This is a genomic window from Methylomonas fluvii, from assembly GCF_014850975.1.
GTDB lineage: Bacteria > Pseudomonadota > Gammaproteobacteria > Methylococcales > Methylomonadaceae > Methylomonas > Methylomonas fluvii.
The window spans coordinates 1,220,951-1,234,839 of the sequence record NZ_JACXST010000001.1; the positions used below are offsets into that span (position 1 = coordinate 1,220,951).

The window sequence follows — 13,889 nt, forward strand, 5'->3', positions numbered from 1 at the left end:
ATGCCATTACTAGAACAAGTTACCCAATCCATTCTTGCCGGCAACGGCCTGCAAACCCAGGACGTCGACCGGGTGATGGCGGTTTTACTCAGTGCACCTGTCGATGCGGCGGATATTTATTTTCAGTCCAGCCATTTCGAGTCCTGGTCCATGGAGGGCGGCATTATCAAGGAAGGTAGTCATTCCATAGAACACGGCGCCGGGGTGCGCGTGGTGAGCGGCGATAAGACCGGCTTTGCTTACAGCGACCGCATCGAATTGCCGATTCTGCTGGAGGCCGCCAACAACGTGAAAGCCATTGTCAGACACGGTCAGCAGGCGCGGCGCCAGATCGAAGTCGCCAAGAGTTGGCCGCAGTTATACCAGCCACTCAATCCGTTAAAGTCGCTGGATGATCAGGCAAAAATCGACTTACTGAAACGTGTCGATAGCGAAACCCGCAAGCAGGACAGCCGCATCGAAGAAGTGATGGTCAGTCTGATTGCGGCTTATGACAGTGTGTTGATTGCCAACCAGGACGGTTCTTTGGCTGCCGATGTGCGGCCTTTGGTGCGCATGAACGTGACGGTGATCATGGTCGAAAACGGTCGCCGCGAGCAGGGCAGCATGGGTGGCGGCGGGCGCAGCGATTACAGTTTCTTTCTGGAAAATGATCGGGCTTTTGAATATGGTCGCGAAGCGGTGCGTTTAGCTCAGGTTAATTTACAGGCCCAGGAAGCGCCGGCCGGCAATATGACGGTGGTATTGGGACCAGGCTGGCCGGGGATTTTGCTGCACGAAGCTATCGGACACGGCTTGGAAGGCGATTTCAACCGCAAAGGCACGTCAGCGTTTAGTGGCCGAGTCGGCGAGCGGGTGGCGTCGGATTTATGCACCGTGGTGGATGACGGTACGCTGGTTGGCCGGCGCGGCTCCTTGAATATCGACGACGAAGGCACGCCCACCGAAAATACCGTACTCATCGAAAAAGGTATTTTAAAGGGCTATATGCAAGACAAACTCAATGCGCGTTTGATGGGCGTGAAACCCACCGGCAATGGCCGTCGCGAGTCGTATGCGCATTTGCCGATGCCGCGCATGACCAATACCTACATGCTGCCGGGGCAGAGCGATCCGGAAGAAATTATCCGCTCCGTGAAGAAAGGCTTGTACGCCCGTAACTTTGGCGGCGGCCAAGTGGATATTACCTCCGGCAAATTCGTATTTTCCACCAGCGAAGCTTATCTGATCGAAGACGGCAAAATTACCCGCCCAGTGAAAGGCGCCACGCTAATTGGTAATGGTCCGGACGTGTTGACCAAAGTATCGATGGTCGGTAACGACATGGCTTTGGATAGCGGCGTCGGTACTTGCGGCAAGGACGGGCAAAGTGTGCCGGTCGGCGTCGGTCAGCCCACCTTGAAAATCGATGGTCTAACCGTCGGCGGCACCAGCGTTTAATGCCTCGGGCCGTTCGGCTTTGGCTCACACCTGCAATCGAATTCTAAGAGACTTACCGTGCAAAATCAGGAAGAAATTAATCGCTTAAAAAATGTCGTTCAACAGTTATTGGACGAAGCCAAACAACAAGGCGCCAGCGGCGCCGAAGCGGCATTTAGTGTCGACAACGGCCTGTCGGTGTCAGCGCGGCTAGGGGAAGTGGAAACCGTCGAGTATCACTGCGATCAAGGCATAGGGGTTACCGTTTATTTCGGCCAGAAAAAGGGCTCGGCCAGTACCAACGATATTTCCAGTGATTCCTTGAAGGAAACCGTCAAGGCCGCTTGCAGTATCGCCCGTTATGCCAGTGACGATGAGTATTCCGGCTTGCCGGATGCCGAGTTATTGGCAACCGAATTTCCGGATCTGGACTTGAATCATCCCTGGGATATTAACGCCGAGCAAGCCATCAATATCGCCATCGAATGCGAAAACATCGCCCGCGGCTACGATAAAGCGATTAGCAATTCCGAAGGCGCGTCGGTGAATACGCATCAAGGCACGCGGGTATTCGGTAATTCGCTGGGCTTTTTGCAAGGTTACCAATCCAGCCGGCATTCCTTGAGTTGCTCGGTGCTGGCCGGCAGCGGCGACGCGATGCAGCGCGATTATTGGTACAGCGTGGCGCGTGATGCAACTGCTCTGGAATCGGCCAGACAAGTTGGCGAAAAAACCGCGCAACGCACCATAGCCCGCCTGAATGCCCGTAGCCTAAGTACGCGGCAGTGTCCGGTGTTGTTCGCTGCGGAAATGGCGTCCGGCTTGATTGGGGCGTTGATAGGCGCGATCAGCGGCGGCAGTTTATATCGCAAATCCTCGTTTTTATTGGATACGCTGGATACGCAAATTATGCCGGATTTCGTGCGCATTCATGAGCAACCCTTCCTGCGCGGTGCGCTGGGCAGCGCCAGTTACGACTCGGAAGGCGTAGCGACCAAGGCTAGGGATATTGTCAGCGACGGTATTTTAAGATCGTACGTGCTCGGCACCTACTCGGCCCGCAAGTTGGGCATGCAAACCACCGGCAATGCCGGCGGTGTGCATAACTTGACCGTTGAGCCCGGCAGCAATGATTTTGCCGGCATGCTGAAATTGCTGGACACCGGTTTGCTGGTCACCGAATTAATGGGGCAGGGCGTTAATCGCGTGACCGGCGACTATTCGCGCGGCGCGTCCGGATTTTGGGTAGAAAACGGTGTCATTCAATACCCGGTACAGGAAATCACGATTGCCGGTAATTTAAAGACCATGCTGCGCAACATCGTCGCCATCGGCAACGATGTGGATTTGCGCGGTAATATCCGGGTTGGCTCGATTCTACTGGAACAGATGGCGATTGCCGGCGAATAAATGCCCTTTAGGTTGTCTGTCCGGTCGATCTGTCAGTCTAAGATTCTCAGACCACTTTGGCATTATTAACCCGACCCTTAAATACCGTTCGCCTCAATACCCTTGAGAGTACTGAGCCCGTCTAAGGGGGCGCCAGCCCGGGCTTCGACGAGCTCAGCTTGAACGGAATCCCCGTGACAAATAGGACCGGGTTAATAACCAATCAACCCGTTACGCCAGGGGTCAGTAAAAAGTGGCCTGCGGGTAGTTTTTCTGGGTATGTGTAAGGGCTAGCCTTGTTTTCCGCAACCCAGCGCTTTTCCGCTATGGATTCGAAGGGCGGAGGCAATTCGCCCTGTAAAGACCAAAGGTCAAATGGAGTTTCGTCAATCGAAATTTCCCAATCGAAACCGCGCGCTTTGACAAAAGGCGCAACGACTTCGTCAAGCGTTCGCATCCACCATTCTCGTATAATTGGCCCAGGTAGCGTTCGAGCGATCTGGTCGACCTTGAAACGAATAAACTTGTCATTACGCACGCCACCGACAAAACAATTCCCTCTAACCACTTCTTCGAAAATGACCACCGCGTAAAATCTTGGGATTGGTACGGCGGCATAGACGTTTGTGATTTGTTCAGCCAGTTCTTGTTTGTCGTCCGCGCTGAAGGCTCCGCTGGGATGATAGATTTTCCACAAAGGCATGATGTTCTCCTGTATCTGAAATTAAGTTTTGGCGATCCTACTGACCACCTGGTTTTTCTCAATTGGCGTTACGCCAAACCCCGACGCTTGATGCACGATTGAGCGTCAGGCGACGCCGCTGCCACGTTAAATTGCAAATCCCTGGGGGAACTGATGCAAGTCCCTTGAGTAGAAACTAAACATCGGCGGCTGCGTCGGCGATTAATCTATGCCTGAGAAATCAAACGGTAAAATGCTTTGTATTCATGCGCCTATGAAAATATTTGATACCAAACGCCCCAGGTGTTTTCGATAACATAACCCACGTTTACATTTTGGAATCCCAGCCATGGCCGACTTAAAAACGTTTGATATGAATCTATTGATCGCCTTTGATCTGCTGATGAAGGAACGCAATGTGTCGCGGGCAGCGGAAAAAATGTTCATTAGTCAATCGGCAATGAGCCACGTGCTGCAACGCTTGCGGCAACAACTGGAAGACCCGTTGTTGGTAAAAACTCCGGCAGGCATGATACCGACGCTACGCGCCTTGTCCCTGGTGGAACCCGTGGCGGCGGTCCTTAAAGAAGTGGAAAGCTTGATTCGCGCGCCGACGCCGTTCGATCCCGCCACCTGCCGGCGCGCTTTTACCATTGCGGCAACCGATTACGTGGAAGCCTTGCTGTTGCCGATACTGGCGCCGCGTATTGCCCGCCAGGCGCCGGGCGTAGATATTCATTTCAAACGTACCAGCAGCCGCTTTCCTATTAATGCCTTGGAGCAAAGCGAGATAGACCTGATACTGGGTTTTGAGGTGATGTTGAATGCGCCCAAGCATTTACATTGTGAACGCTTATTCGACGATTTCATGGTCTGCGTGGCTCGCATCGGTCACCCGCGCGTGAATACGGCACTGACGCTGGAAGACTATATCGACTTGCCGCATATTCTGCTATCCAGAACCGGGGCCGGCATCGGGCAAGTAGACGCCTGGTTGGCGGAACACGGTCGCGAGCGGCGTGTGGCGCTGACGGTGTCGCATTTTCTGTCCGCGTCGTTGATCGTGGCGCAAACCGACATGGTCATGGCTTTTCCCAAGCGCATTGCCGAGCAATTCGCCCGGAACTTGCCGCTGCAATGGGTGCCTTTGCCGCTGGATTTACCGCATTACGACACGGTCATGGTCTGGCATCCGCTACAAGACCAGGATCTTGCCAACCGCTGGCTACGCGATGAAATTCGCGCCGCTTGCGCCACGCTGGACCATCATTCGCCAAACCTCGGTTCGCCCAGCTCGGGAAAATAGCGAGACTGGATGCGCCGGCAATAATCGACTAATGCGACTTGCGATAACGCATAGTCCTTAACCGGCGAACTGACCGGACAGGCCAATAGATTGATTAATATGCCGTAGGTCGAAGCATCGACGCTGCTGGGTTGGTTTCCCAACAAAAACATCTTGCCGTGAAGCGCGGCGGAAAGCGCCGCCACATCGCGCCGGCCCAATTCAAAAATCTCGGCGGCGGGTAGCCGGCCAATCCCGTGGCCGCGCAGCTGTCCGCGAATCCGCAGCCTATAGATCGCTGCGACCATGTCCGCCATCGGTTGTGGCAAGCCTTGGAATATCGCCTGCTTATTGATTTGCCAATTCTCCGCTCCGTATTGCCAACGGCTATACATGCATACCCAATACAAATGTTCTTCCGACAAGCGTTGCCAAGCCAGTGCCATGGCGTTTTGCTCGGCCGACAAATCCCCATCCAGGCTATCGCCATATTGCTGTTGCAGATAGCGAATAATCATTCGGCTATCGGCAAGTTTATAGCCGTTGTCTTCTATAAAAGGTAGTTTGCCTAAGGGCGCATAAAGCGGCAGGGTTTCGGCGATTTGATATTCGATGCCGGTCATGCGCAGATAAGTTTCCAGCTTTACGCAAAACTGGCCCGGATTGGGAATATTCCAGGCTCTGGGAAATTGATACAACGTAATCATGCGGAACCTCTCAACAAACTGGCGACATGCCCCTTAGAAATAGTAGCAATAGCCAGCCTTTGCATCCGCTATAAAACAAACGGTGTCGTGATCGAACAGCGCCATGCAGTGTTTAGCTTAAATAACGTTCGCCTGTCTAAATGTACGCTAGTGCTGGCTTCGACGAGTTCAGCCTGAGCGGAATACCTTATACAAATAGAGTCGGGTGAATAATCAGCGCTCGCGCTTTTTACAACAAGGAGGCGATCCGCGGATTGCAAATAGAGATTGCAGCCCTATCCCGATGTGAGTTTTCGCGCCGGCCTAACCCCTGACATGCGGTTTGCCAATACGCAGAAATAGGCCAAAGATTAGTCATCTTCAGGCAACACAAAGCGAATCGGCCGTGAACCGATCTTTGCGCCCGTCACCTCGTCGATGGCCACCGGTTTAATTGCCTGCCCGGTTTCGGCGTCCTCGATATACACCAGTTTGCCGCCACTACGGTGTTGGCTACCCCATGCACCTATCATGATCAACACCGGCAGAAAATCGCGGCCGGCGGCCGTCAACACATACTCCTCGCGCGGCGGACGCTCCGAGTAAAGCCGCTTTTCCAATATGCCTTCCTCCGTCAGTGTCGCCAAGCGCCGGGTCAACATCGTCGGCGCGATACCAAGACTTTTCCGAAACTGGTCGAAGCGCGTCAGGCCGAAATGCGCGTCCCGCAGAATCAAGAGACTCCACGTATCGCCCAGGAAAGCCAGGCTGCGCGCGATTGGGCAAGGCTCATCGCAACTATTTTTATCGTTCATACGCTTTTAGTAGTGACTTAATATTAAATTGATAGTAACATTGCTTTCAAAATGATAGTAACACTTAAGCGCTGGACAATCCACCCCATGGGAGACTTGATATGAACAATAAAGACAATGCCGTCGCTTTGATTACCGGTGCATCTTCCGGTATCGGCCTGGTAACCGCCCAGGCCCTGCAACGAGCGGGGTATCGGGTATTCGGCACCAGCCGTAAGGCAGCTGCAAGCACTGACGGTATCACGATGCTGAGCTGCGACGTCACCAACGAAGCGTCGGTAAACACCATGGTCGCCGAGGTCTTGCAACAGGCCGCGCGCATCGATTTGCTGGTCAATAATGCCGGCGATGCCCCGGAAGTGGTTGCGGATACGGTGGTGAAAGCCGCGACTGCCGCTGTTCCTAAAAGGCTTTACACCGCCGGAAAACAGGCAAGCCAAGTGCGTTTCCTGCGCCGTTTCATGCCGGAAGCCTTGGTCGACAAGAGCTTACGCAAGATTAACCAGTTGCCGATAGTCTGAACAATGAAAGGATAAGGACATGATTCATTCATCGAGAAATTCCATGACGATGGCGCATGCCGCAAGCAATCCTTTTCGGAAAGGCACGGTCGTTATATGAGTCTTGTGATCAAAACCAGCACCAGGCTCAATGGCCTTGACCAGTTGCGCGCGCTGATGGCCTCGGGGCTTAAGCCGGGAATCCTGGTGTCGCTGGATTTCGAGTTGGTAGAAGTCGACTTCGGCAAAGCCGTCTTTGCCGGCAGGCCCGGCGAACATGCTTATAACCCGCTGGGCACCGTTCACGGCGGCTATGCGGCCACCTTGCTGGATTCCGCCTGCGGTTGTGCCGTTCATTCCAGGCTAACCGAAACGCAGGCCTACACCACCCTGGAACTGAAAGTTGCTTACCACCAGGTCATGACCAAGCACACGGGCTTAGTCAGGGCGGAAGGCAGGGTTTTGTCACTAGGCAGGCGGGCCGCTTTTGCCGAAGCCAGTCTGATAGACGACGAAGGCCGGCTCTATGCCTCGGCAACATCGACATTATTGATCTTCGGACGTGAGTCTAAGAAATGACCAACTATTTGGAACGGTGAGAACGATGCCCAGTAAACCCGCCAATGCGCGTGAACGAATCTTGTTGGCTGCTAAAACACTGTTTTCCGCCCAAGGTATTAGAGCGACCGGCGTCGATAGCATCGTCAAATCGGCGAACACCCACAAGATGACGCTGTACCAGCATTTCGCCTCCAAAGAGGCACTGATCGCCGCTTATCTGCAAAACCGCGCTGCCGAATTTTGGGCCCAGTTGCTTGATCAGCACGATGGAGCAGCCCAGAAACCGCAAGCGCTGCTGCTGGGGATGTTCGATGTGCTTGGGGAATGGATGGCCGCCCCCGATTTCCAAGGGTGTCCATTGATTATGGCATCTGCGGAGTTTCCCGATCAAAGCGATCCGGCGCATCAAGTCTCCGCCGTGTTTTACCGCAAGCTCCAACATCATATGAGCGAGCTCTCGGCACGGGCCGGCGCGCAGTCTCCGGAACGGCTGGCCGGGCAGCTCTGTGCCTTGTTCCAGGGCGCCATGGTTTCCGCACAATTGCAGCGTCATTCCGGCGCGGCCATTGAGGCCAAGTTGGCCGCCGAGATTTTGATCAAAAACAGCATCGAATGACTATTTCGAACATTACCGAACTTTTTACTGAAGGAGGCAGCAATATGCCGAAATCCAAAACGCCGTTTATATCGATTGCCCTTGGCCGGCCACAATTCCGATTCACCCACAAAGGCTGGCTACTGGCTGGGTTGTTGCCGCTTATGATGAACGCCGGATGCAGCGGCCAGGACAAACCCACACAATCGGTTGTACGCCCGGTGAAAGTGTTTCGCATTGAGCAGAACGCCGTCGCTGGCGCCAGAAGCTTTGCCGGGGAAGTCCGGGCCAGAATCGAGACGCCCTTATCCTTTCGGGTGGCCGGTAAACTGCTGGAGCGCAAAGTGGATGTTGGCGATCAGGTGCGTAAAGGCCAACTGCTGGCAATACTGGACGGCAACGATTACCGCCTCGCCGTGCAGGGCCTTAAGGCTCAACTGGCTGCCGCCCAGGCCGACAGCAATTTCCTGCGCGACGATCTGACGAGATACCGCGAGCTGCTGGCTCAGCAAGTCATCAGCCCGCCGGAGTTCGAACGGCACGAAACCGCCTATACCACTGCGCGGGAGCGGACGGCGGCGCTGGCTGCGCAGTTGGCCGAGGCGAACAACCAGCTGAGCTACACCGAATTACACGCCGACCGCGACGGCGTCGTCACGGCCTTGGCTGTCGAGGCCGGCCAAGTGTTGGCGGCAGGCCAGGCCGTGGTGGCGCTGGCTCAGCTCGACGAAAAGGAAATCCACTTCGACGTGCCCGAGCATAGGCTGATGGAAATCAAGAGCCAACAAGCCGTTGATGTGTCTTTGTGGGCCGACAACGAACGGCGGCTCAAGGCCAGAATTCGCGAAATCGCCTCGGCCGCCGATCCGGCCAGCCGCACCTACCGGGTCAAGGCCAGCTTGCTGGAAGGACTGGATGCCGCGCAATTAGGCATGACGGCGACCGTTCATATGGCTGCGAACACTGCTTCCGGTATCGCCATCCCGCTGTCCGCCGTCTATACCCCGCAAAACCAGCCCGATCATCCCGCCGTGTGGCTGATCGATGAGCAGGCGGCCACCGTCAAAGCCGTGCCGGTTCGCTTGGGCGAAACGCAGCCCGGCGAACGCATTGCCGTCGATGGAGTAACCCCTGGCCAATTGCTGGTCAGCGCCGGCGTCCAGCGCTTGGCTGAGGGTCAGGCTGTCCGCTTGCCGGAAGAAAATGCCCTGGCTAAGCATGGTGCAAAAGAGGGACAACTATGAAAGAGTTCAACCTCAGCGAATGGGTGCTTAACCACCGTTCCTTCACCGGCTTCATGTTGGTATTGGTGATGCTTGGTGGGATATTTGCTTATTACACGCTGGGCCAGCAGGAAGATCCGCCGTTCACCTTCCGTATCATGGTGGTCAAGACCCTATATCCCGGCGCTACCGCTTTGGAAGTCGAGCAGCAGTTGACCGATAGGTTGGAAAAGAAAATTCAGGAACTGCCTAACCTGGATTATCTGCGCAGTTACTCCAAACCCGGCGAATCGGTGATTTTCGTCACCCCGCGCGAAGATACGCCGCCTAAGGACATTCCCGAGCTTTGGTATCAAGTGCGCAAAAAAGTCGATGACATCCGCATGACGCTGCCGCCCGGCAGCATCGGGCCGTTTTTCAACGACGAATTCGGCGATACCTATAGTCTGCTCTACGCCTTCTCTGGCGACGGCTTTAATTATGCCGATCTGAAATTAGCCGCCGATTCGGTGCGCCAACAGCTGTTGCGAGTCAAGGATGTCGAGAAGGTCGATCTGATCGGCGTGCAGGACGAAAAGATTTTCATCGAGTTTTCCGACAAGAAGCTGGCCGAACTGGGTCTGGATACGGCGGCGGTTGCCGAGGCTTTGCAGGCGCAGAACGGCATGGCGCCGGCCGGCACCGTGTTTTCCGCGCAACGCAATCTGCCGATACGCCTGACCGGCTCGTTCGACTCGGAGGATAGCGTCGCCAATATGGCGGTGCGCATCGCTAATCGCACTTTCAAGGTCAAGGACTTTGCAAAGGTGACGCGCGGCTATGTCGATCCCGCCGAATTCAAGATGCGTTTCAACGGCAAACCAGCCCTTGGTCTCGGCGTGACGATGAACAAGAAAGGCAATGTGATCGAGCTGGAACACGCCTTGGATGACACGCTGGCCGGCATGGCAAGCGAGTTACCGTTGGGTATGGATGTGGAGCCGGTCGCCAATCAAGGGCATGTCGTAAAAACGCAAATGTCTGAATTCGGCGGCACTTTCTTCGAAGCGCTGGCCACCGTGTTGGTGGTCAGCTTCTTGAGTCTGGGCTGGCGCACCGGTTCCGTGGTGGCGCTGACCGTGCCGCTGGTGCTGGCCGCCACTTTGCTGGTGATGCTGCTGTGCGGCATCGATTTGCAACGGATTTCCTTGGGGGCTTTGATTCTGGCGCTGGGCCTGCTGGTGGACGATGCGATGATTGCCGTCGAGATGATGGCCCGCAAACTGGAAGAAGGTTGGGACCGGATTCGTGCCGCTACCTATGCCTACAGCGCCACCGCTTTTCCGATGTTGACCGGGACCTTGATCACCGCCGCTGGTTTCTTGCCGGTGAGTTTGGCCAAGTCGCAAGCCGGCGAATACACCGTGTCGATTTTTCAGGTGGTCGGCATCGCGATGCTACTGTCCTGGATAGGCGCGGTGGTGTTCACCCCGTATTTGGGGTTTTTGATCCTCAAAGTCCATACCGCCGCCGACGGTCCGATCCATGATTTGTTCGATACGCCGTTCTACAAGCGGCTGCGGCGTTGGGTGGATGCCTGCGTGGCGCACCGTAACAAAGTCATCATCGCCACGCTGGCCTTGTTCGGCCTCGGCATCGTGACCTTAGTTCACGTCCCCGAACAGTTCTTCCCGCTGTCCAACCGGCCGGAAGTCATCGTTAACCTGTGGCTGCCGGAGGGCAGCGCCTTCGAGCAAACCGAAGCCGCCGCCAAGCGCATGGAATCTTTGCTGGCTAAGGACGAAGATGTGGACTATGTTGCCAGCTATATCGGCAGCGGCACGCCGAGATTTTTCCTGCTGATCGTGCAGCAATTGGCGAATACCAATCTGGCCGAATTGGTAGTAATGACCAAGGATAACCAGGCCCGCGAACGGGTGATGCAGCGCGTCCGGCAGCTTCTGGAGACCGACTTTCCGAATGTCAGGGGCCGGGTGAAACGCCTGAATGTCGGGCCGCCGATGGATTATCCTGTGGCGTTCAGAGTATTAGGCGAAAACCCCAACATCGTGCGCGGCATTGCCGACCAGGTAGCCGAGGTCGTGCGCAACCATCCCGGCACTGTGGATGTCAACGACGACTGGCATGACCGCATGCCGTCGTTCCGCCTGATGTTGGATCAGGACAAGGCGCGGGCCCTGGGTGTTTCGACGGCCAGCCTGTCGCAAGCCTTGCAGGCACATTACACCGGCATCCCAGTCGGGCAGTTGCGCGAGCAGGATAAATTAATCGACATCGTCTGGCGGGCCAATCCCGAATTGCGCACCGCTGCCGACGAATTGCCAGACGTCGCGGTGCGCACCGCCAATGGCAAGTCGGTAGCGCTGTCGCAGTTCGTCAAGTTCGAGACCGTGTTCGAAGACGGCGTGCGCTGGCGGCGCAACCGCTTTCCAACCGTTTCGGTGCGCGCCGACGTGGTCGACGGCATGCTGGCGCCCGACGTGTCGGCGCAAATCATCCCGAAACTTAAACCGATACAAGACAGACTGCCAGCCGGTTATTTCATCGAGACCGGCGGCACCAAGGAAGACGCCTGGACCGCGCAGAAGTCGATTCTGATCTGGATTCCGCTGGTGCTGATCGTCACGCTGATCTTGTTGATGATGCAGTTGCAGAACCTGTCCAGGACTTTCATGGTGTTCAGCACCGCGCCGCTGGGCGTGATCGGCGCCGCCTTCGCCTTACTGCTGTTCGGGGCACCGTTCGGCTTCATGGCGCTGCTCGGCATCCTGGCACTGGCCGGCATGATCATGCGCAACTCAGTGATTCTGGTGGATCAGATCGATCAGGACGAAAAGTCGGGGCTCGATACCTGGTCGGCCATCGTCGAATCGACGGTGCGGCGTTTCCGGCCGATCATGCTGACTGCGGCAGCGGCGATCCTGGCGATGATTCCGCTGTCGCGCAACGATTTCTTCGGCCCGCAGGCCATCGCCATCATGGGCGGGCTAACGGTGGCGACCGTGTTGACGGTGTTCTTCCTGCCGGCGCTGTATGCGGCTTGGTTTAGGGTGGAGCGTGCGCCGGCGGATGCAGCATAAAAAACGAGGTAGGGTACGCAATGCGTACCTTTTAAAGCCTCTGCAATTGTTAAAGCCCAAGCAGGTACGCAGAGCGTACCCTACGGCGCCCACGGAGTTTTACAATGAATAACCGATATTTAACACCGCTGATCGTTCTATCCTTGGCTAGTCTCATCGCCTGTACGCCAACCCGCGTCGGCGACCAAGTCGCGTTGAATAGCCCAGCAAACTGGCAACACGCGCCGAATACTCAAACCACCGAAACGTCTGACCTTAAGACTTGGTGGCAAGGTTTCAACGATCCCTTGCTGAACGAGTTGATAGACCAGGCTTTAACCGCCAACCACGATCTGAAAATCGCCACCGCTCGCGTCCGCGAAGCCAACGCGATGGTCACCGTGGCCGAAGCGGCGCTATATCCCAGCCTCGATTTCTCGCTCTCCGGTGGGCGGGAAAAACGCATCGACCGCATCGTCGGCGTGCCGAGCGGGCAAGGCATCAAATTGATTACGCCGACCGCCGATGCTGTTAGTGGCGGCTTGGCGGCGCGTTGGGAAATCGACGTGTTCGGCGGCCGGCATCTGGAAGCGGAAGCCGCCGCCGCGCAAGCCCAAGGCAGCCAGGAAGGCTTGCATGCGGCGCAAGTCGGCCTATTGGCCCAGGTGGCGACCAATTATCTGGAGCTGCGCGGCGTGCAGCAACGCATCGGCATTCTGCAAAAAAATATTGATTTGCAGCGCGAACGGCTGAGGACATTGCAGGCATTTCTTAAAGCCGGGCTGGCTAACGAGGCGGATATTGCCCGCCAGCAAACGCTGTTGCAGGGCACCGAAGCGACGCTGCCGACACTGGTCAACGCCGAGCAAAACCTGATCCATCGTTTGGGCGTATTGCTGGGCGAACCGCCGGAAAACCTGGGAACGCGGCTGGCCTCTGCCGGCTCGTTGCCGAAGCAAGCGCCGGCCATGCCCAACTTGCTTCCGGCCGATTTACTGACGCAACGCCCCGATTTGCGCTTGGCGCAAACCGAAGTCAGCGCGGCCGCGGCCAGCCTGGGGTCGGCGCGGGCCGATCTTTATCCTAAGATAGTTTTGTCGGCCAGCGGCGGTCTCGGTGCGCTGGCGGTCGGCGGTTTTCCGAGTCTGGCCGATAGCGTTTATGCACTGGGTTCCGGCATTTCCGCGCCCATCTTCAACGCTGGCCGCATCCGCGCCCAGATTACCGCCGCCGATGCACGGCTGGAGCAAGTCGCCGCCCATTACGAGAAGACATTTTTGCTGGCATTGGAGGACGTGGAAAACGCCTTCGTCGCTCATCGTTCCGCTAGCGATAGCTTCAGCCGCTTGACCGAAGCGGAAGCCTCGGCGGAAAAAGCCTACCGGCTGGTCGATACCTTGTATAGTCGCGGCGCGGGGAATTATCTGGCTGTTTTGGATGCCCAACGCGGTAAGCTGGCTGTCAGTGACGAACGCGCCAAAGCCGAAACCGCAGTGAGCGTGGCGATGGTGTCGCTTTACAGGGCATTCGGCGGCGGCTGGACGGTTGATTCATTGGTGAGCGGTATCGACAATGAATCGATCGCTAGCCGCGACAAGCAGTAGCCAAACCCACGAAACTCATCGCAATTGTGCACAGAGGAAAACCACATGACGAAACCTTATCGGCAACCCTT

12 protein-coding genes are annotated in these 13,889 nt (G+C 56.2%); 9 read left to right on the top strand and 3 right to left on the bottom strand.

Annotated features, from left to right (window positions below; genetic code table 11):
* Both tldD and pmbA read left to right on the top strand, forming a co-directional pair.
* Nucleotides 1-1,440, top strand: a complete 1,440-nt coding sequence (tldD, locus tag EBB_RS05855) for a metalloprotease TldD (protein WP_192392858.1) — start codon at nt 1-3, stop codon at nt 1,438-1,440.
* A 57-nt stretch (nt 1,441-1,497) separates the two neighbouring features.
* Nucleotides 1,498-2,829, top strand: coding sequence for a metalloprotease PmbA (pmbA, locus tag EBB_RS05860; protein WP_192392859.1), 1,332 nt, complete (start codon nt 1,498-1,500; stop codon nt 2,827-2,829).
* A 202-nt stretch (nt 2,830-3,031) separates the two neighbouring features.
* Here the strand turns inward: pmbA and EBB_RS05865 are convergent, their stop codons facing one another.
* Nucleotides 3,032-3,511, bottom strand: coding sequence for a tautomerase family protein (locus tag EBB_RS05865; RefSeq protein ID WP_192392860.1), 480 nt, complete (start codon nt 3,509-3,511; stop codon nt 3,032-3,034).
* Between the two features lie 328 nt (nt 3,512-3,839).
* Between EBB_RS05865 and EBB_RS05870 the strand changes: the two genes are divergently transcribed.
* Entirely contained in the window at nt 3,840-4,796 is a 957-nt protein-coding gene (locus EBB_RS05870) for a LysR family transcriptional regulator (RefSeq protein WP_192392861.1), read from the top strand.
* Here the strand turns inward: EBB_RS05870 and EBB_RS05875 are convergent.
* Nucleotides 4,757-5,482: a glutathione S-transferase family protein gene (locus EBB_RS05875; protein WP_192392862.1), complete on the bottom strand. Its 726-nt coding sequence runs from the start codon at nt 5,480-5,482 to the stop codon at nt 4,757-4,759. The two genes, EBB_RS05870 and EBB_RS05875, sit on opposite strands and share 40 nt — an antisense overlap.
* 350 nt (nt 5,483-5,832) lie before the next feature.
* On the bottom strand, nt 5,833-6,276 hold the full coding sequence (locus EBB_RS05880; RefSeq protein WP_192392863.1) for a winged helix-turn-helix transcriptional regulator: 444 nt from the start codon (nt 6,274-6,276) through the stop codon (nt 5,833-5,835).
* 101 nt (nt 6,277-6,377) lie between these two features.
* Between EBB_RS05880 and EBB_RS05885 the strand changes: the two genes are divergently transcribed.
* The 6 genes from EBB_RS05885 (at nt 6,378) to EBB_RS05910 (ending at nt 13,818) form a co-directional block, all read left to right on the top strand.
* Nucleotides 6,378-6,797 (top strand): SDR family NAD(P)-dependent oxidoreductase, encoded by a 420-nt coding sequence (locus tag EBB_RS05885; protein ID WP_192392864.1) that lies wholly within the window; start codon nt 6,378-6,380, stop codon nt 6,795-6,797.
* A gap of 96 nt (nt 6,798-6,893) precedes the next feature.
* Complete coding sequence (locus EBB_RS05890; RefSeq protein ID WP_192392865.1) at nt 6,894-7,355, top strand: PaaI family thioesterase; 462 nt, start codon at nt 6,894-6,896, stop codon at nt 7,353-7,355.
* Between the two features lie 25 nt (nt 7,356-7,380).
* Nucleotides 7,381-7,953, top strand: coding sequence for a TetR/AcrR family transcriptional regulator (locus EBB_RS05895; protein WP_192392866.1), 573 nt, complete (start codon nt 7,381-7,383; stop codon nt 7,951-7,953).
* A 44-nt stretch (nt 7,954-7,997) separates the two neighbouring features.
* Nucleotides 7,998-9,176 carry an efflux RND transporter periplasmic adaptor subunit gene (locus EBB_RS05900; protein WP_225587255.1) on the top strand — a complete coding sequence of 393 codons (1,179 nt, stop codon included), beginning with the start codon at nt 7,998-8,000 and terminating at the stop codon, nt 9,174-9,176.
* Nucleotides 9,173-12,235 carry an efflux RND transporter permease subunit gene (locus EBB_RS05905; RefSeq protein ID WP_192392867.1) on the top strand — a complete coding sequence of 1,021 codons (3,063 nt, stop codon included), beginning with the start codon at nt 9,173-9,175 and terminating at the stop codon, nt 12,233-12,235. The genes EBB_RS05900 and EBB_RS05905 overlap by 4 nt, the downstream gene beginning before the upstream one ends.
* 104 nt (nt 12,236-12,339) lie before the next feature.
* Nucleotides 12,340-13,818 carry an efflux transporter outer membrane subunit gene (locus EBB_RS05910; protein WP_192392868.1) on the top strand — a complete coding sequence of 493 codons (1,479 nt, stop codon included), beginning with the start codon at nt 12,340-12,342 and terminating at the stop codon, nt 13,816-13,818.
* The last annotated feature ends 71 nt before the right edge of the window (nt 13,819-13,889 follow it).

Bases quoted from the DNA above. Each gene is read 5' to 3' on its own strand.
- tldD (WP_192392858.1), top strand. From the start codon at position 1: ATGCCATTACTAGAACAAGTTACCCAATCCATTCTTGCCGGCAACGGC.
- EBB_RS05865 (WP_192392860.1), bottom strand. From the start codon at position 3,511: ATGCCTTTGTGGAAAATCTATCATCCCAGCGGAGCCTTCAGCGCGGAC.
- EBB_RS05870 (WP_192392861.1), top strand. From the start codon at position 3,840: ATGGCCGACTTAAAAACGTTTGATATGAATCTATTGATCGCCTTTGAT.
- EBB_RS05875 (WP_192392862.1), bottom strand. From the start codon at position 5,482: ATGATTACGTTGTATCAATTTCCCAGAGCCTGGAATATTCCCAATCCG.
- EBB_RS05880 (WP_192392863.1), bottom strand. From the start codon at position 6,276: ATGAACGATAAAAATAGTTGCGATGAGCCTTGCCCAATCGCGCGCAGC.
- EBB_RS05885 (WP_192392864.1), top strand. From the start codon at position 6,378: ATGAACAATAAAGACAATGCCGTCGCTTTGATTACCGGTGCATCTTCC.
- EBB_RS05890 (WP_192392865.1), top strand. From the start codon at position 6,894: ATGAGTCTTGTGATCAAAACCAGCACCAGGCTCAATGGCCTTGACCAG.
- EBB_RS05895 (WP_192392866.1), top strand. From the start codon at position 7,381: ATGCCCAGTAAACCCGCCAATGCGCGTGAACGAATCTTGTTGGCTGCT.
- EBB_RS05900 (WP_225587255.1), top strand. From the start codon at position 7,998: ATGCCGAAATCCAAAACGCCGTTTATATCGATTGCCCTTGGCCGGCCA.
- EBB_RS05905 (WP_192392867.1), top strand. From the start codon at position 9,173: ATGAAAGAGTTCAACCTCAGCGAATGGGTGCTTAACCACCGTTCCTTC.
- EBB_RS05910 (WP_192392868.1), top strand. From the start codon at position 12,340: ATGAATAACCGATATTTAACACCGCTGATCGTTCTATCCTTGGCTAGT.